This is a genomic window from Streptomyces sp. NPDC051738, from assembly GCF_044453205.1.
In the GTDB taxonomy this organism is placed as follows: Bacteria; Actinomycetota; Actinomycetes; order Streptomycetales; family Streptomycetaceae; genus Streptomyces.
Map to the genome: position 1 here is coordinate 110,410 of NZ_JBITCM010000008.1, position 23,929 is coordinate 134,338.

19 protein-coding genes are annotated in these 23,929 nt (G+C 71.2%); 10 read left to right on the top strand and 9 right to left on the bottom strand.

Annotation, left to right across the window (positions count from 1 at the left end):
• Positions 1–99 precede the first annotated feature (99 nt).
• Complete coding sequence (serA, locus tag ACIA8X_RS20280; protein ID WP_393450827.1) at positions 100–1,689, top strand: phosphoglycerate dehydrogenase; 1,590 nt, start codon at positions 100–102, stop codon at positions 1,687–1,689.
• A 64-nt stretch (positions 1,690–1,753) separates the two neighbouring features.
• On the opposite strand, the gene ACIA8X_RS20285 is transcribed toward serA, so the two are convergent.
• Positions 1,754–3,313, bottom strand: coding sequence for an MFS transporter (locus ACIA8X_RS20285; RefSeq protein ID WP_399458810.1), 1,560 nt, complete (start codon positions 3,311–3,313; stop codon positions 1,754–1,756).
• A gap of 96 nt (positions 3,314–3,409) precedes the next feature.
• On the opposite strand from ACIA8X_RS20285, the gene ACIA8X_RS20290 reads away from it, so the two are divergent.
• Positions 3,410–3,994, top strand: a complete 585-nt coding sequence (locus tag ACIA8X_RS20290) for a TetR/AcrR family transcriptional regulator (RefSeq protein ID WP_393450821.1) — start codon at positions 3,410–3,412, stop codon at positions 3,992–3,994.
• Here ACIA8X_RS20290 and ACIA8X_RS20295 read toward each other — a convergent pair.
• The 4 genes from ACIA8X_RS20295 to ACIA8X_RS20310 all read right to left on the bottom strand — a co-directional run bounded on the left by ACIA8X_RS20295 (position 3,948) and on the right by ACIA8X_RS20310 (position 9,152).
• Positions 3,948–4,685 (bottom strand): ATP-binding cassette domain-containing protein, encoded by a 738-nt coding sequence (locus ACIA8X_RS20295; protein WP_393450818.1) that lies wholly within the window; start codon positions 4,683–4,685, stop codon positions 3,948–3,950. The genes ACIA8X_RS20290 and ACIA8X_RS20295 overlap by 47 nt on opposite strands.
• Positions 4,682–5,674, bottom strand: a complete 993-nt coding sequence (locus ACIA8X_RS20300) for an ABC transporter ATP-binding protein (protein WP_399458811.1) — start codon at positions 5,672–5,674, stop codon at positions 4,682–4,684. Before ACIA8X_RS20300 ends, ACIA8X_RS20295 begins: the two co-directional genes overlap by 4 nt.
• Positions 5,675–5,880: 206 nt before the next feature.
• Positions 5,881–7,659 (bottom strand): ABC transporter permease subunit, encoded by a 1,779-nt coding sequence (locus ACIA8X_RS20305; RefSeq protein ID WP_399458812.1) that lies wholly within the window; start codon positions 7,657–7,659, stop codon positions 5,881–5,883.
• Complete coding sequence (locus ACIA8X_RS20310) at positions 7,656–9,152, bottom strand: ABC transporter substrate-binding protein (RefSeq protein WP_399458813.1); 1,497 nt, start codon at positions 9,150–9,152, stop codon at positions 7,656–7,658. The genes ACIA8X_RS20305 and ACIA8X_RS20310 overlap by 4 nt, the downstream gene beginning before the upstream one ends.
• A gap of 123 nt (positions 9,153–9,275) precedes the next feature.
• Between ACIA8X_RS20310 and ACIA8X_RS20315 the strand changes: the two genes are divergently transcribed.
• On the top strand, positions 9,276–10,844 hold the full coding sequence (locus ACIA8X_RS20315) for an FAD-dependent monooxygenase (protein WP_399458814.1): 1,569 nt from the start codon (positions 9,276–9,278) through the stop codon (positions 10,842–10,844).
• Between the two features lie 22 nt (positions 10,845–10,866).
• Here the strand turns inward: ACIA8X_RS20315 and ACIA8X_RS20320 are convergent, their stop codons facing one another.
• Positions 10,867–12,081 carry a PucR family transcriptional regulator gene (locus ACIA8X_RS20320; protein WP_399458816.1) on the bottom strand — a complete coding sequence of 405 codons (1,215 nt, stop codon included), beginning with the start codon at positions 12,079–12,081 and terminating at the stop codon, positions 10,867–10,869.
• Between the two features lie 128 nt (positions 12,082–12,209).
• On the opposite strand from ACIA8X_RS20320, the gene ACIA8X_RS20325 reads away from it, so the two are divergent.
• Positions 12,210–13,136: a proline dehydrogenase family protein gene (locus ACIA8X_RS20325; RefSeq protein ID WP_393450800.1), complete on the top strand. Its 927-nt coding sequence runs from the start codon at positions 12,210–12,212 to the stop codon at positions 13,134–13,136.
• Between the two features lie 241 nt (positions 13,137–13,377).
• Positions 13,378–15,009: an L-glutamate gamma-semialdehyde dehydrogenase gene (gene pruA, locus ACIA8X_RS20330; RefSeq protein WP_393450797.1), complete on the top strand. Its 1,632-nt coding sequence runs from the start codon at positions 13,378–13,380 to the stop codon at positions 15,007–15,009.
• A 63-nt stretch (positions 15,010–15,072) separates the two neighbouring features.
• On the opposite strand, the gene ACIA8X_RS20335 is transcribed toward pruA, so the two are convergent.
• Positions 15,073–15,279 (bottom strand): DUF5988 family protein, encoded by a 207-nt coding sequence (locus ACIA8X_RS20335; RefSeq protein ID WP_393450794.1) that lies wholly within the window; start codon positions 15,277–15,279, stop codon positions 15,073–15,075.
• 370 nt (positions 15,280–15,649) lie between these two features.
• Between ACIA8X_RS20335 and ACIA8X_RS20340 the strand changes: the two genes are divergently transcribed.
• Positions 15,650–15,781, top strand: a complete 132-nt coding sequence (locus ACIA8X_RS20340; protein WP_126395287.1) for a hypothetical protein — start codon at positions 15,650–15,652, stop codon at positions 15,779–15,781.
• A 61-nt stretch (positions 15,782–15,842) separates the two neighbouring features.
• On the opposite strand, the gene ACIA8X_RS20345 is transcribed toward ACIA8X_RS20340, so the two are convergent.
• The gene (locus ACIA8X_RS20345) at positions 15,843–17,420 is read right to left on the bottom strand and encodes a purple acid phosphatase family protein (RefSeq protein ID WP_399458818.1); all 1,578 of its coding nucleotides are present in this window, start codon (positions 17,418–17,420) and stop codon (positions 15,843–15,845) included.
• Between the two features lie 142 nt (positions 17,421–17,562).
• Between ACIA8X_RS20345 and ACIA8X_RS20350 the strand changes: the two genes are divergently transcribed.
• Both ACIA8X_RS20350 and ACIA8X_RS20355 read left to right on the top strand, forming a co-directional pair.
• On the top strand, positions 17,563–18,606 hold the full coding sequence (locus ACIA8X_RS20350) for a 3-isopropylmalate dehydrogenase (RefSeq protein ID WP_393450788.1): 1,044 nt from the start codon (positions 17,563–17,565) through the stop codon (positions 18,604–18,606).
• A 273-nt stretch (positions 18,607–18,879) separates the two neighbouring features.
• Complete coding sequence (locus ACIA8X_RS20355) at positions 18,880–19,968, top strand: branched-chain amino acid aminotransferase (RefSeq protein WP_399458819.1); 1,089 nt, start codon at positions 18,880–18,882, stop codon at positions 19,966–19,968.
• Here the strand turns inward: ACIA8X_RS20355 and ACIA8X_RS20360 are convergent.
• Positions 19,965–21,431 (bottom strand): cytosine permease, encoded by a 1,467-nt coding sequence (locus ACIA8X_RS20360; RefSeq protein ID WP_399458820.1) that lies wholly within the window; start codon positions 21,429–21,431, stop codon positions 19,965–19,967. The genes ACIA8X_RS20355 and ACIA8X_RS20360 overlap by 4 nt on opposite strands.
• Before the next feature lie 133 nt (positions 21,432–21,564).
• Here ACIA8X_RS20360 and ureA point away from each other — a divergent pair, with 133 nt between their 5' ends.
• A complete protein-coding gene (ureA, locus tag ACIA8X_RS20365; RefSeq protein WP_393450779.1) occupies positions 21,565–22,245 on the top strand; it encodes an urease subunit gamma in 681 nt (226 codons plus the stop codon).
• Complete coding sequence (locus ACIA8X_RS20370) at positions 22,242–23,921, top strand: urease subunit alpha (protein WP_399458821.1); 1,680 nt, start codon at positions 22,242–22,244, stop codon at positions 23,919–23,921. The genes ureA and ACIA8X_RS20370 overlap by 4 nt, the downstream gene beginning before the upstream one ends.
• Positions 23,922–23,929 lie beyond the last annotated feature (8 nt).

Genomic DNA, 23,929 nt, shown 5'->3' on the forward strand with positions numbered 1-23,929 from the left:
CGTCAGGCCCACAGCGTCGTGCGTCTTCCACGCGGCCAGTACCCTCCACCGCCTGCGGCCGTCGGGACGGCCGTCCGCATTGGACTTGTGAGGACTCACGTGAGCTCGAAACCCGTCGTACTCATCGCTGAAGAGCTGTCGCCCGCGACTGTGGACGCGCTTGGCCCGGACTTCGAGATCCGCCACTGCAACGGCGCGGACCGGGCGGAGCTGCTCCCGGCCATCGCCGATGTGGACGCGATCCTGGTTCGTTCCGCCACCAAGGTCGACGCCGAGGCGATCGCCGCGGCGAAGAAGCTCAAGGTCGTCGCACGAGCCGGCGTCGGCCTGGACAACGTCGACGTCTCCGCCGCCACCAAGGCCGGCGTGATGGTCGTCAACGCCCCCACCTCGAACATCGTGACCGCCGCCGAGCTGGCCTGCGGTCTGCTGCTCGCCACCGCCCGCAACATCCCGCAGGCCAACGCCGCGCTGAAGGTCGGCGAGTGGAAGCGCAGCAAGTACACGGGTGTGGAGCTCGCCGAGAAGACCCTCGGTGTGGTCGGCCTCGGCCGCATCGGTGCGCTCGTCGCGCAGCGCATGTCCGCCTTCGGTATGAAGGTCGTCGCGTACGACCCCTATGTGCAGCCCGCGCGCGCCGCGCAGATGGGCGTCAAGGTGCTGTCGCTGGACGAGCTGCTGGAGGTCTCCGACTTCATCACCGTCCACCTGCCCAAGACCCCCGAGACCCTCGGCCTCATCGGCGACGAGGCGCTGCGCAAGGTCAAGCCGAGCGTGCGCATCGTCAACGCCGCGCGCGGCGGGATCGTCGACGAGGAGGCGCTGTACTCGGCGCTCAAGGAGGGCCGCGTCGCCGGCGCCGGTCTCGACGTGTACGCGAAGGAGCCCTGCACGGACTCCCCGCTGTTCGAGTTCGACCAGGTCGTCAGCACCCCGCACCTCGGTGCCTCCACCGACGAGGCGCAGGAGAAGGCCGGTATCGCCGTCGCCCGCTCGGTGCGTCTCGCCCTCGCCGGTGAGCTCGTGCCCGACGCGGTGAACGTCCAGGGCGGGGTCATCGCCGAGGACGTCAAGCCGGGTCTGCCGCTCGCGGAGCGCCTCGGCCGTATCTTCACGGCGCTCGCCGGTGAGGTCGCGGTCCGCCTCGACGTCGAGGTCTACGGCGAGATCACCCAGCACGATGTGAAGGTGCTGGAGCTCAGCGCCCTCAAGGGTGTCTTCGAGGACGTCGTCGACGAGACGGTGTCGTACGTCAACGCCCCGCTGTTCGCCCAGGAGCGCGGCGTCGAGGTGCGGCTGACCACCAGCTCGGAGGCGACCGACCACCGCAACGTCGTCACCGTGCGCGGCACGCTCGGCAACGGCGAGGAGGTGTCGGTGTCCGGCACGCTGGCCGGCCCGAAGCACCTGCAGAAGCTCGTCGCGGTGGGTGACTACGACGTGGACCTCGCGCTCGCCGAGCACATGGTCGTCCTGAAGTACGAGGACCGTCCGGGTGTCGTCGGCACGGTCGGTCGTATCTTTGGCGAGGCGGGCATCAACATCGCCGGTATGCAGGTGTCGCGTGCGGTCGCCGGTGGCGAGGCGCTGGCCGTCCTGACCGTGGACGACACGGTGCCGGCCGGGGTGCTGACCGAGGTCGCCGAGGAGATCGGGGCGACGTCCGCTCGCGCGGTGAACCTGGTCTGAGGTCGCGGTAGCTGGGGGCTGCGGCCCCCAGACCCCCGCTTTCGGCCCTGAAGGGGCCTCGTCCTCAAACGCCGGACGGGCTGAGGTGACTCGGCTCGTCCGGCGTTTTGCATGCCGGCTCCCGCGGCACGACCCGTCGCAGCGTCACCGCCGCCAGCGCCGCCGCCCCCGCCAGCAGTACTGCGCCCGCGATCGCCGCCCCCTGCATCCCGTTGGTGAACGCCTCCCGAGCCGCGGTGGCCAGCCCCGGGACCTGATCCGCGACCGCCAGCGCCCCGCCCAGCGTCTCGCGGGCCACGTCCGGGGCCGACGCCGGGATCTCGTGGCGGTAGATCGCCGTGCCGATCGAGCCGAGCACCGCCATGCCCAGCGCCCCGCCGAACTCCGCGCCGGTCTCCATCAGGGAGGACGCGGCGCCGGCCCGCTCCACCGGGGCGGTGCCCATCGCGAGGTCCATGATCTGGGACATCACCGTGACGCCTCCGACGGCGAGGACCGCGCACGAGGTCAGCACCAGCCACATCGAGTCCGTTCCGGCGAGGGCCAGCAGCGCGAAACCGGCCGCGGCGATCGCGAAGCCCGCCGTGACGACGTAGGCGCGGTTGACGCCCCGCTGCACCAGCTGGGTCGCGACCGGCCCCGCGGCCCCGATCGGCACCGAGGGCAGCAGCGCCCAAAGGGCCGCCTCCAGCGCGCCCTTGCCGAGCACCGACTGCAGATACTGCGTGGTGAAGTAGGCCGACCCCATCACCGCGAACATGCACAGGAGGTTCAGGGCGACCGACGGCGCGAAGCCCCGCCCCCGGAACAGGGCCGGGGAGATCATCGGTGCGGCGGCCGTGCGCTGGCGGTGCACGAAGAGGGCCGCGAACAGCAGGCCGACGGTGATCGAGACGACGTAGCGGACGTACCAGCCCTCGGAGGGGATCTCCTTGAGGCCGTAGATCACGGGGAGCACGGCCGCCATCGACAGCGGGATGCTCAGCAGGTCGAAGCGGCCGGGCGCCGGGTCCTTCGACTCGGGGAGCAGGAGCCGGCCGAGGACCAGCAGGAGCGCCATCGCGGGCAGGTTGACCAGGAAGACCGAGCCCCACCAGAAGAACTCGACCAGTACCCCGCTCATCACCGAGCCGAGCGCGATCCCGGCCGTCATCACGCCGGACCACATGCCGATGGCCTTCGCGCGCTGCCCGGGGTCGGCGAACATCGTGCGAAGCAGGGCCATCGTCGACGGCATCAGGGTCGCACCGCCGATGCCGAGGACCGCTCGGGCCGCGATCAGCATCTCGGCGCTGTTCGCGTACGCCGCCGCCAGTGAGGCGGTACCGAAGGCGGCGGCGCCGATCAGGAGCAGGCGGCGGTGGCCGATGCGGTCGCCGAGCGAGCCCATCGTCATCAGCAGGCCGGCCAGGACGAAGGCGTAGATGTCGAAGATCCACAACTGCTGGGTGCCGCTCGGCTCCAGGTCCGCGCTGATCGACGGGATCGCGAAGTAGAGGACCGAGACGTCCATCGAGACCAGCAGCAGCGGAAGCATCAGCACGCCGAGGGCGGTCCATTCGCGGCGGCCGGCGCGGGCGGGCGGGGGCGGCGGCGTGGTGGTGCTCGTCGGGTTGGTTGTCATGGCGGTGAATGTACGCGCGTCTTAAACGCTTGTCTAGAACGTACGTATAAGACGCTGGTATGGGACGGTCGTATGGATCGGCGGTAGTGTGGTCGCATGGGACACCGTGAGGATCTGCTCGAGGGCGCCAAGCGCTGCCTGCTCGACAAGGGGTTCGTGCGCACGACGGCGCGGGACATCGTCAAGGAGTCGGGGACCAACCTGGCCTCGATCGGCTACCACTACGGCTCGAAGGACGCGCTGCTCGCGCAGGCGTATGTGGCGCTGGTCGAGGGGATGGGCGACGCCTTCGAGGGCGGCGGGACCACCGGGATCAGCGCGGAGCCCGGTTCGATCGAACGGTTCCAGGAGGTGTGGTCGAACATCATCGGCACCATGCGCGGGCCCGGCTCGCTGTGGCACCTCAGCATGGAGATCGTCGTCATGGGCGACCAGTTGCCGGAGGTCCGCGACCATCTGGCGCTGGCTCAGCGGGAGGCCGCGCGCGGTCTGATTCCGCTGCTCATGGGCGGACGGGAGGAAGACGTCCCGGACGAGACGCTGGACACCCTCGGCATGTTCTACGTGACCCTGATGACAGGTCTCATCGCGCAGTGGACGTTCGACGCGAAGACCGCGCCCGACGCGGAGCAGCTCACCGAGGGGTTGCGTCAGGTGCTTCAGGCCGCCACTCGGAAGTGACAGGCCGCCACTCGGAAGTGATCCGTCCGTCCCGCATCTCCACCACGCGGTCCGCGAAATGCCGTACGACCGCCCGGTCGTGGCAGATGAACAGGTAGCCGAGGCCGAGGTCGTCCTGGAGGTCGGCGAGCAGGTTCAGTACGCCGGCCCGGACGGAGGGGTCGAGGGCGGAGACCGGTTCGTCGAGGATCAGCAGGCGTGGCTCGGAGGCCAACGCGCGGGCGATTCCGGCGCGTTGGCACTGGCCGCCGGAGAGTTCGTGCGGGCGGCGGTCGCCGTACGACGGGTCAAGGCCGACCCGGTCGAGGAGTTCGGCGACGCGGGTGGGACCGTCGGTGGCGCTCCAGCGGCCCTGCGCCCTCAGCGGCTCCGCCACCGCGTCGCGGATGCGGAGGCGGGGGCTCAGTGAGCCGTACGGATCCTGGAAGACGGGCTGCATGCGTGGGCGGACCGGGCGCAGTTCGCGTTCGGTGAGGGTGGTCAGCTCCCGTCCCTCGAAGAGGACTTCACCTGCATCCGGGCGGCGCAGCTGGAGGACCGCCAGCGCCGTGGAGGACTTGCCGCAGCCGGAGGGGCCGCTCAGGGCGAGGGTCTCGCCGGCGGCCAGGGCGAACGAGATGTGGTCGACGGCGGTGGTGTCGCCGTAGCGGACCACGAGGTCGCGGACGTCGAGCAGGGCGTCGTCACTCATGCGGGCTGCCCCTCCTGCTTCTGCTCCAGAAACAACTCCGTTGCGGGGTACGGGAGTTCGGGCCAGCGGTGGCAGGCCACCAGGCGTTCCTCCACCTGCTGCGGTTCCGGGTCCGCCGTATGGCAGGGGTCGGCCGCGAGCGGGCAGCGCGGGGTGAAGGCGCAGCCCGGTGGGAGGGTGGCCGGGGCGGGTGGGGTGCCGCGCAGGGCGGGGAGGCGGCGGCCCGGAGGCGCGTGCTGGGGGAGGGAGGCCAGCAGGCCCGCCGTGTAGGGGGCGCGGGGGCGGCCCAGCACCTCGTCCGCCGGGCCGAGTTCGGTGAGGCGGCCGGCGTACATGACCAGCACGCGGTCGGCGTGGTTCCGGACGACGTCCATGTCGTGCGTGACCAGGACGAGCGCCGCGCCCACCGCCTCCCGCTGCTCGGCGAGCACCCGCAGCACCTGGTCGCGGCGTTCCTCGTCGAGGGCGGTGGTGGGTTCGTCGGCGACGACGATGTCCGGTTCGTTGACCGTCGCCATGGCGATGACCGCGCGCTGGCGCATGCCGCCGGAGTACTCGTGCGGATACGCCCGTGCCGTGCGGGCGGCGTCCGGGATGCCGACCCGGTCGAGCGCGGCGACCGCCCGGGCCCGCGCCTCCTTGCGGGAGACGCGGGCCACCGACCGTACGGCGGCGGCGAGTTGGTCGCCGACCGGGTGTACGGGGGAGAGAGCGGACAGGGCGTCCTGCGGGACGAGGGAGATGCGGCGGCCGCGGTGGGCCGCGAGGTCCGGCTCGCCGAGCAGTCGTACGTCCCCGCTCGTCGTCGCGCCGCGCGGCAGCATGCCCAGCAGCGCCCGGGCCGTGAGGGACTTGCCGGCGCCCGACTCCCCGACGATCGCCAGGACTTCGCGCGGGCGCACGTCGAAGGACAGGCCGCGCACGGCCTCGATCCCGTCGAAGGCGATGCGCAGGTCATCTACGGACAGCAGCGCTTCCTCAGGGTTCAAGGGGGGTCTCCTTCCGGGTGGCGCGGTCGACGGGTGCGGTGCGGTTGGGTCGCGGTGTTCCCCGGCCTTGTGCGGCCGTCGCCCTGACATCGCCAGGCCTGTCGGCAGGGCCGGTGTGACCGTCTGGGCCGCGGCTGGCTTCGGCCCAGGCGAGGGGGATTCGCAGCTCGCGCGCCGACAGCGGTGCCGCAGTCTCGGAGCGGCTCTCAGGTTGCAACGGCGGGCTCCTTCCGGGTGGCGCGGTCGACGCGTGCTGTGCGGTCGGCCCGCCGTGCTCCCCGGCCCTGCACGGCCGCCGCCCCCGACACCGCCAGCCCTGCCAGCAGGGCCAGCGCGACCGCCGGGGCGAGGGCTGCCCACGGGGCCCGTTCGACGTAGGCGCGGGACTCGTCGAGGAGCAGGCCCCACTCGGGGGCGGGTGGCTGGGCGCCCAGGCCCAGGAAGCCGAGGGAGGCGAGGGCCAGGGCGATGCCGGGTAGGCGCAGGAGGGCGTGGCGGGCCACCGGGGCGGCGACGGACGGTAGGACGTGCCGGGTGAGGATCCAGAGCGGGGTCGCGCCCATGGCCCGTTGGGCGGTCAGGAACGCCGAGGCCCGTACCTCCTGGACCAGGGCCGCGGCGTGTGCGGACAGCGCCGGCCAGGAGATCAGGGCGACCGCGAGGGCCGCACCGCCGGTGCCGGGTCCGGCCGCCGCCGCGACCAGGATGCCGACGATCACCGGGGGCAGGGCGTTGGCGATGTCGGCCGCGCCCGCCGCGACGCCGGGCAGGAAGCCCAGTGCGAGCGCGAGAAGCAGGCTCAGCGCACAGATGGCGGCGGCCGTGCCGACCGTCGAGGCGGCGCCGTGGCCGAGCCGGGCCAGCACATCGCGGCCGAGGGCGTCGGTGCCGAGCGGATGCGCCCAGGAGGGGGCGGCGAGGCGGGCGGCCGTGTTCACCGTGTACGGGTCGCGCAGCAGGCCCCAACCGATGGGCACGGCGAGGAGTGTGAAGAGGGTCAGCGGGATCGCCGGGTGGGTGCGGACCGGGCGGGCCGGGGGCAGTGTCAGACCGGCGTCACGCAGGGCGGGGCCCAGCAGGCGTCGCCGCGTGAGCGCCGCCGACGCGCCGGCGGCCAGACCGAGCAGCAGCAACGCCAGCATCGACCCCTGGAGCAGCGGCAGGTCCTGGGACTTGGCCGCGCCGAGCGCCGTACGGCCGATGCCGGGCACCGCGAACACCATCTCCACCGCGACCGCGCCCCCGGTCAACCCGACGGCGGCCATTCCGAACTGCGGTACCAGCGGCGGCAGTACGCGCTTGAGGGCGGCGGCCGAGATCCTCATGCGGCTCACTCCAGCGCCCCGCCACAGCTCCACCCACCGCTCGTCGAGGACGGCGGGCAGCGCGTCCGCGACCAGCCGCCCGAGCAGACCGCCCGCCGGGACACCGAGGGCGAGCGCGGGCAGCACCAGGTACTCGGGGCCCGCCCAGCCGGCCGTCGGCAGCCACCCCAGCCACACCCCGCACACCAGCAGTGCGACGGTGGCCAGCAGGAACTCCGGTAGGGCCACCAGCATCGCGGCGAACGCCCCGGCCGACCCACGCCCCCGGACCAGCACCGGCGCCACCAGTACGGCGGCCAGCACGACCGCCACGCCGAGCGCCGCGCCCATCAGGGCCAGCGACACCTGGAGGCCGGCGATGACGGACGGCAGGACCTCGGTGCCCGACACCCAGGAGGTGCCGAAGTCTCCGTGCAGCAGGTCCGAGGCCCAGTTCCCCAGCAGGGAGAGCGGGCCGGCGTCCAGGCCGAGGTCCTGGCGGATCGCGGACAGGGCCTCCTCGGTCGGCTCCTGCTCGGCCGACCGGGCGCGCAGCACGGTGAGCGCCGGGTCCCGGTGCGAGAGCCAGGGCAGCAGGCCGACGGTGGCCAGGACGGCGACCAGACACACGAGGCGGGTCAGCCCGGCCGGGCTGACCACGTTCCTTGCCGTGTGCCTCACTTGACGTACGTGTTCAGGGTGACGAGTTCGCGCTCGCGCGGGTCGTGAGCGGCGTTCACGACACCCTTGGCGTCGCCCTGGATCACCCGCTCGTGGAGCATCGGCACGGCGGCGTCGGTGGCGAGCACTGCGGCCTCGGCCTCGATGATCGCCTTGCGGCGGGCATCGCCGGCCTTCGTCTCGCCGGCCTTCTTCAGCGCGGCGTCCACGGAGGAGTCGGCGAGCTGGGAGATGTTGAAGGAGCCGTCGGAGGCGAAGTCGCTGTACAGGTAGGCGGCCGGGTCGCCGGAGTCCAGGACGGTGGCGCGGGAGAGGATGAACGCGTCGAACTTGCCCGCGAGGGCGTCGGATTCGATGTTCGCGTACTCGCGGACGTCGAGCTTCACCTTGAACCCGGCCTTCTGCAACTGCTGCTGCAGCGTGGCGGCGACCTCGGGCAGTTCGGCCCGGTCGGTGAAGGTGCCGATGGTGATCGTCGTGCCGTTAGCCTTGCCGGCCTTGGTGTGCTTGACGGGCGTGCGCAGTTCGGCCGCCCACGGCAGGGCAGGCCCCAGCAGCCCCTTGGCGACATCGGCGCGCCCCTCGTACACGCCCTCGACGATCGACTTGGCGTCGATCGCCTCCCGGGCGGCGGCGCGCAGCGAGGCGTCCTTGAAGGCGCCCTTCTCGGTGTTCAGGTAGAGGGTGTTGGTGCGCGGCATCGGGACCTCGGTGATCAGGTCCTGGTCGAGGACGGCGGCCTGGGAGACCGGAATCGCCTCGACGATGTCGGCCTCGCCGGTGCGCAGTGCGGCGGCGCGGGCCGTCCCGTCCGGCACGAACGTGACGTCGATTCCCGGGGCCTTGGCCTTGCCGCCCCAGTACTTGTCGTAGCGGTCGAGAGTGGCGGAGGAGGTGCCGTTGACCTCGACGAGTTCGAAGGGTCCGGTGCCGGCGCCGACGGGGTTCACCGTCTTCCCCTTGTAGGCCTTGGCGGCCAGGATCGACAGCTGCGGCGAGCTCAGCCGCTGCGGGACGAGGGGATCCTCGGTGCCGGTGGTGACCGTGACCGTGTCGGCGTCCTCGGCCTTCGCGGTCAGCTCCACGCCGTCGAGGATGCGGGGTTTGGGGGAGGCGCCGACGGCCTTGGTGAGCGACCGCACGACGGCCTTCGCGTCGAGCCTCGTGCCGTCGTGGAAGGTGACGCCTTCGCGTATCTCGAAGGTCCAGGTGCGGCCGGACTGCTGCCACTCGGTGGCGAGGGCGGGCCTGGCGTCGCCCTCCTTGTCGAGCGTCACCAGGGTCTCGGCCGTCGACCAACGCGAGAGCTTGAAGGCGTCGTCGCTCAGGGGGGACAGGCCGGAGCGGGGCGGCAGCATGTGCGCGACACGGATGCGCTTGCCACCCGCTCCCGAGTCCGCGGACGACTCCGCTCCGGCGAAGCAGCCGGTGAGCAGTGCGGAGGCCGCGGTGACGGCGGTGACGGGGAGCAGACGGCGGGCGGGCAGGCGCACGGGACACTCCGAGTAAAGGGGTGGTCAAGAGAGCGGTTTCCGTGACCGTAGCATGATGACAATCGTTTCCAATAATCAGGGTGTGTCGTTGCGGTGGCCCGCGGGGTGCGGATGATTGATCCCATGCAGCCCGACATGGCGGCGTCAGGCGCCGAGGTGGAGGTACTGATCGTCGGGGGCGGGCCCGTCGGGCTCACCGCCCGGGCGCTGCTCCAGCGTTGGGGCGTACGGGTCCTCCTGGTCGAGAAACATCGGGAGCTGTCTCCGTTCCCCCGCTCCCGGCTCGTCAACGTGCGCTCGATGGAGATCTTCCGTCAGCTGGACCTCGCCGAGCGGATCACGGCCGCCGCGTTCGCGCCGGAGTACGGGCGGATCCGCTTCCGTGACACGCTGCACGCCCCCGACTTCGCCTCGGCGGCGATGATCGGGGTCAACGCGCCGGTGCCGGAGAGTCCCGTGACCGGCGTGGTCACCTCGCAGGATCGGCTGGAGCCCGCCCTGCTCGACGCGGCGGCCTCGGAGATGCGGTTCGGTGTGGAACTGGTCGACCTGGCCGCAGCGGACGAGAGCGTGACGGCTCGGCTCCTCGACCGCCGGAGCGGTGCGGAGAGTCACGTCCGCGCCCGATACGTACTCGCCGCCGACGGCGCGAACTCCACCGTCCGCGGGCTGTTGGGCATCGACACCACGGGCCCCGGAGCGGTGGGCCGCGTCACCACCGTCGTGTTCGACGCCGCCCTCGACCACTGGTCCGCAAGGCAGCCCGCCGGCGTCTACCTCACCTCGCAGGGATCGTTCCTGCCGCTGTACCCCGAGGGAGGCTGGGCCTGGATCGTGCCCACGCCCGAGGACACCGCGGGTGCCGACTGGCCCGGCCTCGTCGCGCGCTCCCTCGGCGCCGACGTGGACGTCGACGTGCTGCGGGTGCAGCACTGGGTGGTGAACGCGTTCGTCGCCGAGCGCTTTCGCCACGGACGGATCCTGCTGGCCGGCGACGCCGCGCACGCGATCCCGCCCGCTGGTGGTCTGGGCATGAACGTCGGTGTCGCCGATGTGCACAACCTCTGCTGGAAACTGGCGGGCGTACTGCGCGGGTGGGCCGGGGCGGACCTGCCGGACACCTACGAGACGGAGCGACAGCCCGTCGCCCACCGGACCCTGGGCCAGGCCGTCGAGAACTCCAAGCTCATGTTCCAAGTGCAGGACGTGCGCCGCGAGCAGCTCCAGGCGGGCGCGGCACGGGCACCGGACCGCATCGAACCGCCCTGGTCGGAGCAGTACTTCGCGCAACTCGGCCTGGTACTCGGCGTCGCCTACCGCTCGGGCGCCGTCCTGCCCGACGACGGCGCTCCGGTCGAGCCGTCGGGCACGGCCACGACCTATCTCCCCACGGCGACACCGGGCCACCGCATGCCGCACCTCTGGCTCACGGACGGCCGCTCCACGCTCGACGTCCTCGGCGCATGGTTCACCCTACTCACCCCGGACCCCGCCCCCTGGACGCCTCGCGCCACCGCACCGTGGCCGCTGCGCGTCGAGGCCCTTCCCGACGAGCACGCCGACCTCTGGGGCCTCGGCCCGCACGGAGCCCTGCTCGTCCGACCCGACGGCCACATCGCCGCCCGCTGGAGCGACGGCCCACCGGGCGAGGCCACGCTGACCGATGCCCTCGCCGCCGTCACCTCCCGCTGATCGAGAGGCTCGACGCTCACGGCTACAGCCGCGCCGCCTTCAACGCCATGTGCAGCAGCAGCCGGTCCTCGCCGTCGTCCAGGTCCAGGCCCGTGAGCTGCTCGACGCGCGAGAGGCGGTAGTACAGGGTCTGGCGGTGGATGCCGAGTTCGGCGGCGGTGCGGCCGGCCTGGCCCGCGCAGTCGAGGTAGGCCTCGGCGGTGCGGGCGAGTTCCCGGTGGGTGGGGGAGAGGAGCGGGGCGACCGCGGGGTCGTGGGCCGGCTGCGGGGAGAGCGAGGTCAGCAGGCGGTACGGCCCGATGCGCGACCACTCGGCCACCGGACCGAGCCGCGGTTCCGCCAGCGCCGCGCGGGCCGCGGCCGACGCCTCCTGCCATACGGTGCTCAGCTCGGCGAGACCGGCGCGAGGTTCGCCGAGGCCCGCCGCCACCTGCGCCCGGCCCTGCGGGAGCGGCCCGGCTGCCGGGCTCTCCTTCAGCAGCCGGGACGCCGCCGCCAGCGCCGCCGTCCGCACCTCGGGCGAGCGCAGCCGTACGAGTACCGCAAGGCTCTGCCCTGTCGCTCCCCACGGGACCGTGCACAGCGCGGTGGCATGCGGCACCGTCCGCACGGACGGGGCGTCGTCCGGGTCGGCCGACGGCCAGGGGGCCACGCAGACCACCGTATGGACACCGTCCGCGCGTGCGCCGAGGGCCGTGCGCAGCTCGGCGACGGCCATGTCCCCCGGCCAGCCGCGCTCGGCGGTCAGCGCGGCCCGCAGCTCCCGGCTGAGATCCGCCCCGTGCTGCGCCTCGTCCGCGAGCAGGGCGCCGATGCGGGCGGTCACCTCCATGGCGGCCGTCAGCTGCCGGTCGGTCGGGCCCGGCTCGTCCTCCAGGAGCCAGACGTAGCCCAGCACCACACCCCGATGGCGTACGGGCAGACAGATACGTCCGCGATAGACCCCCGCCTCCGGGGTGGGCGGGATCCGCACCGGGCCGGTGGCGCGTGTGATGCCGAAGCCCTCGAACCAGGTGCGCACGGCCGCCGTCGAGCGGCGGGTCAGGATCGAGCGGGTGCGCACGGGGTCCAGGGCCGACGCGTCGAGCTCGCCCTCGCTGTCGTACGCACCGAAGGCGATCAGCTCGAAGTCCCGGTTCTCCAGGGTCGCGGGGACGCCCAGCAGCTCCGAGATCTCGTCGACCAGCTCCTGGTAGTCGCCTTTGCTATCGGCTGTCACTCGGGCATTCTCCCGCATGACCGCAGGGCTTTCATACATCTGTCTGAGATCTGCGGCACGGATGCGTGACAGCTGTCGATGGTCGACGATCGGAGGGATCCTTAGGTTTCACGGTGGTTCTATCTGCTGGTTTGTGGAGGTGCCCCGTGCTGGGTCCCGTGATTCTTGCCGCGTCGCGCAGCGACCGGATGCGACGCCTTATCTCGGCGGCACCGGTGACCAAGCAGGTCGTCGACCGGTTCATCCCCGGCGAGACCGTCGACGAGATCGTCCCGATCATCGAGGACCTCACGGCCAAGGGCCTTGAGCTGACGATGGACGTCGTCGGCGAGGACATCACCCGTCCCGACCAGGCCACACTCGCCCGGGACGCCTATCTGCGACTGGTCGACCGGATCAAGGACCTCGGGCTCGGCGAGCGCGTCGAGATGTCGGTCAAGCTGTCCATGTTCGGGCAGGCGCTGGAGGGCGGCCACGAACTCGCCCTCGCCAACGTCCGCCCGGTCGTCGAGGCCGCCGCCGCCATCGGTACGACGGTCACGCTCGACGCGGAGGACCACACCACCCTCGACTCGATGTTCGCCATCCACGAGGAACTGCGCCGGGACTTCCCGCAGACCGGCTGCGTCATCCAGGCCTACCTCTTCCGCACCGAGGCCGACGCCCGCCGCCTCGCGGAGAACGGCAGCCGGGTACGGCTGGTCAAGGGCGCCTACAAGGAGCCCGCCGAGGTCGCCTACCAGCAGAAACACGAGATCGACAAGGCGTACGTGCGGATCCTGAAGGTTCTGATGGAGGGCACCGGGTACCCGATGATCGGGTCCCACGACCCGCGCCTGATCTCCGTCGCCCAGGAACTCGCGCGGCGCGCCGGGCGAAAGCTCGACGAGTACGAGTTCCAGATGCTGTACGGCATCAGGAGCGACGAGCACCTGCGGCTGGCCGCGGAGGGCCACCGCATGCGCGTGTACACCGCCTACGGCACCGACTGGTACGGCTACTTCATGCGCCGGCTCGCGGAGAAGCCGGCGAACTTGCGGTTTTTCGTCCGCTCGATGATCAGCAAAGGGTGAGCGGTAGCTGTCGGGACCTGGATGCAGCCCAGGTAACGGCAGCTACCGCCCATCGGTCGGCTGAGCCGACCCAGTTCCGTCCGAAAGGAGTTACGGAACTTGTGACTCCGCCCCCGTGGGGGCTTCTCACGCACACGCCGCAGCAGGCTCGTGAAGGTCAAGCCCTGACCGCCGCCCAACATACGCACATGGCTTCGGCTCCCAGGGCTGAAGCCAGGGATTCACTCGGAAGAGGTAGCTCATGGACGCTGTGACCCAGGTCCCCACCCCCGTCAACGAGCCGGTGCACGGCTATGCCCCCGGCTCGCCCGAGCGCGCCCGGCTGGAGGTCAAGCTGAAGGAGCTGGCCGAGAACCCGATCGACCTGCCCTGCACCATCGGCGGCGAGCGGCGGATGGGCGGCGGCGATCGCTTCGACGTCGTGCAGCCGCACAACCACAAGGCCCGCCTCGGTACCTACGGCAACGCCACCCAGCAGGACGCCCAGGACGCCATCGACGCGGCCCTCGCCGCCGCGCCGGCCTGGCGTGCGATGTCCTTCGACGACCGTGCCGCGATCATCCTGCGCGCGGCCGAGCTGCTGTCCGGCCCGTGGCGCGAGACGCTGGCCGCCTCCACCATGCTCGGCCAGTCCAAGACCGCCCAGCAGGCCGAGATCGACACGCCCTGCGAGCTGATCGACTTCTGGCGCTTCAACGTCAAGTACGCCCGTGACCTGCTCGCCGAGCAGCCCCCGGCGAACTCCCCGGGCGTCTGGAACCGTCTCGACCACCGCCCCCTCGAGGGCTTCGTCTACGCGATCACGCCGTTCAACTTCACGGCGATCGCGGGCAACCTGCCCACCGCGCCCGCGCTGATGGGCAACGTCGTGGTGTGGAAGCCGTCCCCGACGCAGACCCACGCCGCCGTGCTGCTGCTTCAGCTGCTGGAGGAGGCCGGTCTGCCCAAGGGCGTCATCAACCTCGTCACCGGTGACGGCATCGAGGTGTCCAAGGTCGCTCTGGAGCACCGCGACCTCGCCGGCATCCACTTCACCGGCTCGACCAAGACCTTCCAGTACCTGTGGAAGACGGTCGGCAACAACATCGAGAAGTACCGCTCCTACCCGCGCATCGTCGGCGAGACCGGCGGCAAGGACTTCGTCGTCGCCCACCCGAGCGCCGACAAGGCGATCCTGAAGACCGCCCTGACCCGCGGTGCCTTCGAGTTCCAGGGCCAGAAGTGTTCGGCGACCTCCCGGGCGTACATCCCGGCGTCGATCTGGAACTCCGGCTTCAAGGAGGAGTTCGCGGCGGAGGTCGACTACATCACCATGGGTGACGTCACCGACCTGTCCAACTTCATCGGCGCCGTCATCGACGAGCGTGCCTTCGCCAAGAACAAGGCCGCCATCGACCGTGCGAAGTCCGACCCGACCTGCACGATCGTCGCGGGCGGCTCCTACGACGACTCGGTCGGCTACTTCGTCCGTCCGACCGTCGTGGAGTGCTCCGACCCGGAGAACGAGGTCTTCACGACCGAGTACTTCGGCCCGTTCCTCGCCGTGCACGTCTATGAGGACGACAGTTACGACGAGATGCTGGAGCAGATGGAGTCGGTGTCCGCCTACGCGCTGACCGGCTCGGTCATCTCGGGCGACCGCGCGGCCGCCGCGTACACGATGGACAAGCTGCGCTACGCGGCCGGCAACTTCTACATCAACGACAAGTCGACCGGCGCCGTCGTCGGCCAGCAGCCCTTCGGCGGCGGCCGTGCCTCCGGCACCAACGACAAGGCCGGCGCCCCGCAGAACCTGATGCGCTGGACGCTGACTCGCGCCATCAAGGAGACGCTGGTCCCGCCGACCGACTACGCCTACCCGCACATGGGCTGACGATCCGTCAGCGTGCTTGAGGGGCCGGGCTGTTCGCCCGGCCCCTCGCCGTCTTTCCGGTCGCTACTCGGCGATCTCCGTGCGCTCCCACCACTCGTACACGGGCAGCGCGCCCTCGGGTGTGTCCGCCTGCCGTGAGGTCGGCCGGAAGTGCTCGTATCCCCCGCGGAGCTTGATCTTCACATCCGGGCCGGGGAGCGGTGCCCGGACGATCCGTTCGGGCAGATCGTCCGGGCCGCCCTTGAGGAACACTTTCACCGTGTCGGTCATGAGCACACCGTTCCCCTCCCCGTAGCGGTGTGCCCCGTGCCGCGCGGAGGATCGGCGGAGGATCAGCCGTGTGGGCGAGCACCGCATGGGCTCGTCCTCGGTGCGCAAGTGCAGGTCAGCCGCGTGTGACCCAATCCACCGTCTCAGATAGTAGGAAGTCCGAGTAATTGTGGAGACAGACGCGTCGTCCTCCCTTAGCTTTGTAGAAGCCGAACGTCTCGCTCGACCAAGCGAATGGCGGTCGTGAGCCGGGCCCCGTGCAGGCAACCCCTGCGGCACCGCTCCCCGCCCCTTCCGGCGTCTCGTAACCCCTTTGCGCACCCCCGTATTCGGTGTGTGCGCTCCAGGATTCCGAAGGAGTCGATTCCTCATGGCCGAGACGACCGCCCGCCGTCGAGTCCGTCACCTCTCCCGTACGACCGAGTCCGACCGCAAGAACGCCGCGGCCGCTCTCCAGCGCGCCCTCGACCGCCGTGACAACGGCGGCTCGACCGGCCACTGAGCCGCCCACCAGCCCTTTTCGACAGAGCCGGGAGCCGCACCCGCCGGGGTGCGGCGCGGACTCACGCTCCGCGCCGCACCTCGAAATGGTCGATACGGTCGCCGCTCTGCGCCAGCGCCGACACCTTGAGCTTCGCCGCCGTACCGCTCTCCGCCTCCACCTTGAGGAAGGAGAAACCCCGGTAGCGCACCCGCGACCACTCCACCGTCTCCGCCTTCGAGGCCTGCGACTTCGTCCACTCGAAGGTGTCGACGGACTCGCGGTCGCGCACATGCCCCTCGTAGCTCTCCTTCACGCCCGCCGGGAAGCCGTACAGATCCTTGCCGCCGCCGCCCGCGGTGACGTACACGGTGCCGTCGCGCGTCGGGTCGGTCGAGGCGCCGATCGGCACGCGCCGGCCCACCTCGCCGTCCTTGATGGCGTCGGTCCGCTCGTAGACGTGGTTGTGTCCGTTGATCACCAGGTCCACCTGGTGCTTGGCGAACAGCGGCAGCCACTCGTCGCGCACCCCGCCGTCGGAGGCGTGCGACGAGGTCGAGTAGGCGCAGTGGTGGAAGAAGACGACGACGAAGTCGACCGCCGGGTCCGCCCGCAGCGCGGCCAGCCGGTCGTCCAGCCAGGCCGTCTGCTTGCCGCCCGTGTAGCCGAGGTTGGCGGGGATCTCGTACGACACGTCGTTGGCGTCCAGCGCCACGAAGCCGACGTTGCCGTACGTGAACGCGTACACGCCCGGTGCCCTGCGCGGGTCGAAGCCGCTCTCCGGCAGGGACCAGCGGGCGAGCTGGCCGCCGTAGCCGTCGGGGGAGTACCACGCCTCCATGTCGTGGTTGCCGGTCGTCACCATCCACGGCACCGACCGCGCGACCTCCTCGTTCTGCTTGAGGAACAGGTCCCAGAAGGCGGGGTCGTAGCCGTCCGACTCCTCGCCCCGGCCCTTGACGTTGGCGTAGCAGATGTCGCCCGCGTGGAGATGGAAGGCGGGCTTCTGGCGCAGCAGGATGTGGTCGTTGGCGGCCGCGGCCTTGCTGACGCCCTGGTCGCCGAAGGCGGTGAAGACGAACTTCTCCGGGCGCGACGGCGCCGTGCGGAACGACGCGATCGTCGAGCGGTGCGCCGCCGAGGCCGGGTCGAAGCCGTCGTGGCCGACGCCGTAGTAGTACGTGGTGCCGGGGAGCAGGCCGTCCAGCGCCGCGTGCACGTAGTACTGGTCCAGGGCCGCGCGGATGCCCGTGAGCTCCGGCGTGTGCAGATCGCGCACCTCGGCCTCGATCTTGCGGCTCAGGTCGTCGGGCCGGGTCCCGATCCGGACGTACGGCTTCTTCACCGCGGCCGGGACCTGCCACGAGATCCGCATCTGGGTCTTCGGGTCGGCGCCGAAGGCGAGATGGCGGCCGAAGGGGGTGACGGCCGAGCCCGGCACCTTCGTGGCGGAGGAGGACGCGGACGCCGAGGCGGAGGCCTTCGCACCGGACGCGCCCGACTCCCCACCCGCGCAGCCCGTCAACAGCCCGCCCGCCACCGCGCCCGCGGTCACCAGCGTGCGACGCCGGGACAGCTTGGTGCGCAGGTACTCGTGCTGCTCCGCCATGCTCATACGGCGGGCGAGCTGCGGGGGGATGCCGAAGTCCGGGATGTCCATGGTGGGAAACTTCCCAGCGACGGCCAACACCCGCCCCACATACGGGTGAACGTCAGTCGACGCGCAGACGCCGTCCCCCATCGGGGTGTCCGTATCGCGGACGCCGCATGTCATCCCATGGGACGAGGAGTAGGGTGCCGACATGTCTCGCAGCCTCAATCTCGCAGTGATTCCGGGTGACGGCATCGGCCAGGAGGTCGTGGCCGAAGGCCTGAAAATCCTCTCCGCCGTCCTTCCGCAGGATGTGAAGCTGGAGACCAAGGAGTACGACTTCGGCGCCCGGCGCTACCACGCCACCGGTGAGACCCTCACCGACGCCGACCTCGACGCCCTGAAGCAGCACGACGCCATCCTGCTCGGCGCGATCGGCGACCCGGGCGTCCCCTCCGGGGTCCTGGAGCGCGGCTTCCTGCTCAAGCTCCGCTTCGCCTTCGACCACCACGTCAACCTGCGTCCGTCGAAGCTCCTCCCGGGTGTCGCCACCCCGCTCGCCGGTGAGCCGAGCATCGACTTCGTCGTCGTCCGCGAGGGCACCGAGGGCCCGTACACCGGCAACGGCGGCACCATCCGCAAGGGCACCGAGCACGAGGTCGCCACCGAGGTCTCCGTGAACACGGCCTTCGGTGTCGAGCGTGTGGTCCGTGACGCCTTCGCCCGTGCGCAGGCCCGCCCGCGCAAGAAGCTGGCGCTGATCCACAAGAACAACGTGCTGACCTTCGCCGGTCACCTGTGGACCAACATCTTCAACAAGGTGGCCGAGGAGTTCCCCGAGGTCACCACCGAGTACATGCACGTCGACGCCGCGACCATCTACCTGGTCACCCAGCCCGAGCGCTTCGACGTCATCGTCACCGACAACCTCTTCGGCGACATCATCACCGACCTCGCGGCGGCCGTCTCCGGCGGCATCGGCGTGGCGGCCTCCGGCAACATCAACCCGTCCGGCGACTTCCCGTCCATGTTCGAGCCCGTCCACGGCTCGGCCCCGGACATCGCCGGCCAGGGCAAGGCCGACCCGACCGCCACGGTCCTGTCCGTCGCCCTGCTCCTGCGTCACCTCGGCTACGACGCCGAGGCCGCCCGCATCGACGAGGCGGTCTCCGCCGACCTCGCCGAGCGCACCGGCAAGCCCGCCCGCAGCACGTCGGAGATCGGCGACGCGCTGGCCGTACGAGTAGCCGGCTGACCCGCCGCGCCACTCGAAACACCTTTCGAAGCCGTCGGGTCATTCACACCCGGCGGCTTCCCCATGTCCGCCGCCGGGTGTCACCATCAACCCCTGGGTCGCGATTTCACGCCGATCACGCCGAACAGGCCGATTTCTTCCACGGCTCCCGCTTGCGATAATCGAACGCGGAGCCGCGGAACAAGGCAATGCTCGGACGTCCTAGCACTGGCCACTGGCAGTACTGGCGTGAGCGCGGCCCGCCACAACGAAACCGGTGAAGGACATCTACTCATGACGACGCCCACGATCGAGCTCAAGCCCTCCGCCACCCCGCTGTCCGCCGGCGAGCGCGAGGCGATACTGGCCAACCCGGGGTTCGGCCGCCACTTCACCGACCACATGGTGACGATCAAGTGGACCGAGGGCCGGGGCTGGCACGACGGCGAGCTCGTGCCGTACGCGCCGCTCTCCCTCGACCCGGCCACCATGGTCCTGCACTACGCGCAGGAGATCTTCGAGGGCCTTAAGGCCTACCGTCAGCCCGACGGGACCGTCGCCTCCTTCCGCCCCGAGAAGAACGCCAAGCGCTTCCAGTCCTCGGCCCGCCGGCTCGGCATGCCGGAGCTGCCGGTCGAGACGTTCATCGAGGCGTGCGACGCGCTGGTGCGGCAGGACGAGGCCTGGGTCCCGGCGCACGGCGGCGAGGAGTCCCTCTACCTGCGTCCCTTCATGTTCGCGACCGAGGTCGGCCTGGGTGTGAAGCCCGCCAGTGAGTACCTGTTCATCGTCATCGCCTCCCCGGCCGGCGCCTACTTCCCGGGCGGCGTCAAGCCGGTGTCCATCTGGGTCTCCGAGGACCACGTCCGCGCCGTGCCGGGCGGCATGGGTGACGCCAAGACGGGCGGCAACTACGCAGCGTCCCTGCTGGCCCAGGCGGAGGCCGCGGCCGAGGGCTGCGCGCAGGTCTGCTACCTCGACGCGGTCGAGCGCAAGTGGGTCGAGGAACTGGGCGGCATGAACCTGTACTTCGTGTACGGCGACAAGATCGTCACCCCCTCCCTCACCGGCTCCATCCTGGAGGGCGTGACCCGTGACTCCCTCCTCGCCGTCGCCCGTGACCTCGGGTACGAGGCCGAGGAGGGCCGCGTCTCCGTCGACCAGTGGCAGCGCGACTCCGAGAACGGCACCCTGACGGAGGTCTTCGCCTGCGGTACGGCCGCGGTCATCACGCCGGTCGGCATCGTGAAGCGCACGGGCGCCGAGTGGCGCCAGGGCGACGGGGAGCCCGGCGAGGTCACGCTGAAGCTCCGCCAGGCCCTCCTGGACATCCAGCGGGGCAAGGCCGAGGACAAGCACGGCTGGATGCACAAGCTGGGCTAGTTCTCCGCCCTGACCGTCAGGGCCGCCTCGGACGCCCCGTCCGTGGCGGCCCTTTCGCGCACCGGAGTCTTCTCCGCCGGGGAAGAGCCACCGATCGTCAGCAGCACGTACGCCACCCCTCCCACCAGCCCCGACAGCAGGAAGCTGCAGTCCACCCCGCCGGTCAGCGACAGCAGCGGCCCCTCGTACGACGGCAGCGAGACCGCCAGCAGGCCGATCGCCGCGCCCAGGGCCCACGACACGGTCGCCGGGACGTTCCAGCCGGCCCGGTACCAGTAGATCCCGCCCCGCGCCCGGCGGTTGAAGACCTGGAGGGCCTCCGCGTCGTACACGCCACGGCACCGCGCGAAGCCGATCAGGGTGATGACCGCCCAGGGCGTGCCGATCGCCGTGAGCAGCAGCACGAACGACGTCATCGCGTCCTGCGCGGACGAGTGGTAGTGGCCGAGGAACACGCAGGCAGTGGCGATCACCGCGACCGCGTACGTGGCCGTCGCCCGGGATGCGCGCGGCAGGATGGCGTCCAGGTCCAGGCCCATGGAGTAGAGCATCAGACCGGCGTTGCCGACCGAGCCCGCCGAGGCGGCCAGCAGGAGCGGGACCAGGTACCAGGTGGGGGAGGCGTCTACCAGCGGACCCGCGTAGTCCAGCGCCGCGCCCGCCGCGTACGCCGTGAAGGTGCCGAAGAGCTGCGGCACCAGCAGGCCCAGCGTCAGACCGAGCCAGGTCGCGTGCAGCACCCGGCGTGAGGAGTGCCGGGCCGGGGAGATGTAGCGGGTGTAGTCGCCGAGCAGCGTGATGAAGGCGATCGGGCCGGACAGGCCGGCGGCCACCAGCGCCAGCATCCAGGTCGGCCAGAAGCCGCCCAGCAGATAGCCGCCGGTCTCGGGCAGCGCTGCGGTCGTGAAGTGCGGGGCGTAGGCGATCACGCCGAGGGCGAGCAGGGCCGTCATGCCGATCGCGAGGACGCGGGACAGGGCGAGCAGCACGCGGTAGCCGTACACCGCTCCGGCGACGGTCGCGGCGGCGAGGAGCGCGTAGACAACGCCGTACGACACGTCGTTCGCCGGCATGCCGACCAGGCGGCCCAGCACGCTCACCATCACATCGCCGCCGATCCACACCGTGAGCGCGGAGTAGCCCAGCGCCAGCAGCAGGCCGACGACCGAGCCGACCAGGCGGCCCCGGACCCCGAACTGGGCGCCGGAGGACGTGGACAGGTTCGTCGCCGTGCGCAGGGAGATCAGGGCCAGCGGGGCGGTGAGGGCCGTGCCGGCCAGTGTGCCCAGCACGATCGAGGTGACCGACTCCCACCAGCTCAGGCCGAAGGACGGGGGCAGCCAGCCGAAGACGATCACCCCGAGGCAGAGGTTCGACCCCAGCAGGATCGAGACGAGGTCCCGTGGGCCGCTCGTGCGTTCCTCGTCCGGGATGGTGTCGACTCCGCGCTGTTCCATTGGCATGCTGGTCTCCCTCGCCAGTTAGAGTGGCGTTCAATCTGGAGGGTCTTGCTGCTTGTCGTCAACCCTTCAGATCGAGCATTCTGGTGTTTAGAGTGATGCTCTAAAGTCGAGGAAGGCAAGGAGGTGCCGCGTCATGAGACTGACCCCCACGGAACGTGACCGGCTGCTGCTCTTCGGAGCCGCCGAACTGGCCCGGGCGCGCAAGGCCCGCGGGCTGCGGCTGAACGTCCCGGAGGCGACCGCGCTCGTCGCGGACACCGTGTGCGAGGCCGCCCGCGACGGAGCCCGGCTCGCCGAGGCGATCGAGCGCGCCCGGTCCGTGCTCGGGCCTGACGACGTGCTGCCGGGTGTCGCCGACGTCGTCACCGAGGTGCACGTCGAGGCCGTCTTCGACGACGGTTCGCGGCTGGCCGTCGTGTCCGACCCGATCGGGGGCGGGCGCGGTCCGCAGGCTCCCGGCGAACTGCTGCCGGGGCCCGGGCACGCCGACCCGGAGGCGGTCGTACGGCTGACGGTCGTCAACACCGCCACCGTGCCCGTCTCCGTGACCTCCCACTTCCACTTCTTCGAGGCCAATCCGAGGCTCGACTTCGACCGCGCGGCGGCCTACGGCATGCGGCTCGCCGTGCCCGCCGGGTCCTCCACGCGGTTCGGGCCGGGGGAGAGCGTCGAGGTCGGGCTCGTGCCGATCGGGGGTGACCGGATCGCCATCGGGTTCGCCGGTCTGGTCGACGGGGCGCTGGACGCGCCGGGGGCGAAGGAAGAGGCCCTGCGCAGGGCCGCCGCCTGCGGATATCTGGGAGCAGACCGATGAGCATCGATCCTTACGCGTACGCCGCCACCCACGGCCCCCGCGCCGGCGACCGTATCCGGCTCGGCGACTCCGGGCTGACGATCCGCGTCGAGTCCGACTCCCAGCGGTACGGCGACGAGTTCCTCGCCGGGTTCGGCAAGACCGCGCGCGACGGGCTGCACCTCAAGGCCGCCGCCGTGCGGGAGACCTGTGACGTCGTCGTCAGCAACGTCGTCGTGATCGACGCGGCGCTGGGGATCCGGAAGGTCTCCATCGGGATCAGGGAGGGGCGGATCTGCTCGATCGGGCGGGCCGGGAATCCCGACACCCTCGACGGGGTCGACGTCGTGGTCGGCACGGGCACGTCCATCGTGTCCGGCGAGGGGCTCATCGCCACCGCCGGGGCCGTCGACACGCATGTCCATCTGCTGTCGCCGCGTGTCATGGAGGCGTCGCTGGCGTCGGGTGTGACCACGATCATCGGGCAGGAGTTCGGGCCGGTGTGGGGCGTAGGGGTCAACTCGCCGTGGGCACTGCGCCACGCCTTCAACGCGTTCGACGCCTGGCCGGTCAACATCGGGTTCCTGGGGCGCGGTTCGTCGTCCGACCCCGCTCCTCTCGTCGAGGCGCTGGCCGAGGGCGGGGCGAGCGGATTCAAGGTGCACGAGGACATGGGCGCCCACACCCGGGCGCTGGACACGGCGTTGCGCGTCGCCGAGGAGCACGATGTCCAAGTCGCCCTGCACAGCGACGGGTTGAACGAGTGCCTGTCGGTCGAGGACACCCTTCGGGTGCTGGAGGGCCGCACCATCCACGCCTTCCACATCGAGGGCTGCGGGGGCGGGCACGTCCCGAACGTCCTGAAGATGGCGGGGGTGCCGAATGTGATCGGCTCCTCCACCAACCCCACCCTGCCCTTCGGCCGGGACGCGGTCGCCGAGCACTACGGCATGATCGTCTCCGTCCACGACCTGAAGACCGACCTGCCCGGCGACGCCGCCATGGCCCGCGACCGCATCCGCGCCGGGACCATGGGCGCCGAGGACGTGTTGCACGACCTGGGCGCGATCGGCATCACCTCGTCTGACGCGCAGGGCATGGGGCGGGCCGGGGAGACGGTGCGCCGTACGTTCGCCATGGCCGGGAAGATGAAGGCCGAGTTCGGCGCCCCGGACGACGGCCACGACAACGAACGCGTCCTGCGCTACATGGCCAAGCTGACCGTCAACCCGGCCATCGCGCACGGCCTCGCGCACGAGGTGGGGTCGCTGGAGGTCGGCAAGCTCGCCGACATCGTGCTGTGGCGGCCGGAGTACTTCGGGGCCAAGCCGCAGCTGGTGCTGAAGTCCGGGTTCCCGGCGTACGGGGTGGTCGGCGACCCGGGCGCCGCGACCGACACCTGCGAACCCCTCGTCCTGGGCCCGCAGTTCGGGGCGTACGGGGCCACGCCCGCCGACATCTCGGTCGCCTTCGTCGCGCGGGCCGCCCTCGACCAGGGGGGCGACACGATGCCGACCCGGCGCCGCAGGGTCGCCGTGCGCGGCACGCGCGGCATCGGGCCGGCCGACCTGCGCCTGAACTCCCGTACCGGAGCCGTCGACGTCGATCAGCGCACCGGGCTCGTCACCCTCGACGGCGAGCCGCTGCGCTCCGAGCCGGCCGACTCCGTCTCCCTCAACCGCCTCTACTTCCTGTGAGGATCACG

What these genes read in the sequence shown, in the direction of transcription:
- ACIA8X_RS20355 (WP_399458819.1), top strand. Translation starts at nt 18,880, where the DNA reads ATGACGACGCCCACGATCGAGCTCAAGCCCTCCGCCACCCCGCTGTCC.
- ACIA8X_RS20360 (WP_399458820.1), bottom strand. Translation starts at nt 21,431, where the DNA reads ATGCCAATGGAACAGCGCGGAGTCGACACCATCCCGGACGAGGAACGC.
- ACIA8X_RS20285 (WP_399458810.1), bottom strand. Translation starts at nt 3,313, where the DNA reads ATGACAACCAACCCGACGAGCACCACCACGCCGCCGCCCCCGCCCGCC.
- ACIA8X_RS20335 (WP_393450794.1), bottom strand. Translation starts at nt 15,279, where the DNA reads ATGACCGACACGGTGAAAGTGTTCCTCAAGGGCGGCCCGGACGATCTG.
- ACIA8X_RS20290 (WP_393450821.1), top strand. Translation starts at nt 3,410, where the DNA reads ATGGGACACCGTGAGGATCTGCTCGAGGGCGCCAAGCGCTGCCTGCTC.
- ACIA8X_RS20340 (WP_126395287.1), top strand. Translation starts at nt 15,650, where the DNA reads ATGGCCGAGACGACCGCCCGCCGTCGAGTCCGTCACCTCTCCCGTACG.
- ACIA8X_RS20315 (WP_399458814.1), top strand. Translation starts at nt 9,276, where the DNA reads ATGCAGCCCGACATGGCGGCGTCAGGCGCCGAGGTGGAGGTACTGATC.
- ureA (WP_393450779.1), top strand. Translation starts at nt 21,565, where the DNA reads ATGAGACTGACCCCCACGGAACGTGACCGGCTGCTGCTCTTCGGAGCC.
- ACIA8X_RS20350 (WP_393450788.1), top strand. Translation starts at nt 17,563, where the DNA reads ATGTCTCGCAGCCTCAATCTCGCAGTGATTCCGGGTGACGGCATCGGC.
- ACIA8X_RS20320 (WP_399458816.1), bottom strand. Translation starts at nt 12,081, where the DNA reads ATGCGGGAGAATGCCCGAGTGACAGCCGATAGCAAAGGCGACTACCAG.
- ACIA8X_RS20345 (WP_399458818.1), bottom strand. Translation starts at nt 17,420, where the DNA reads ATGGACATCCCGGACTTCGGCATCCCCCCGCAGCTCGCCCGCCGTATG.
- ACIA8X_RS20370 (WP_399458821.1), top strand. Translation starts at nt 22,242, where the DNA reads ATGAGCATCGATCCTTACGCGTACGCCGCCACCCACGGCCCCCGCGCC.
- pruA (WP_393450797.1), top strand. Translation starts at nt 13,378, where the DNA reads ATGGACGCTGTGACCCAGGTCCCCACCCCCGTCAACGAGCCGGTGCAC.
- ACIA8X_RS20295 (WP_393450818.1), bottom strand. Translation starts at nt 4,685, where the DNA reads ATGAGTGACGACGCCCTGCTCGACGTCCGCGACCTCGTGGTCCGCTAC.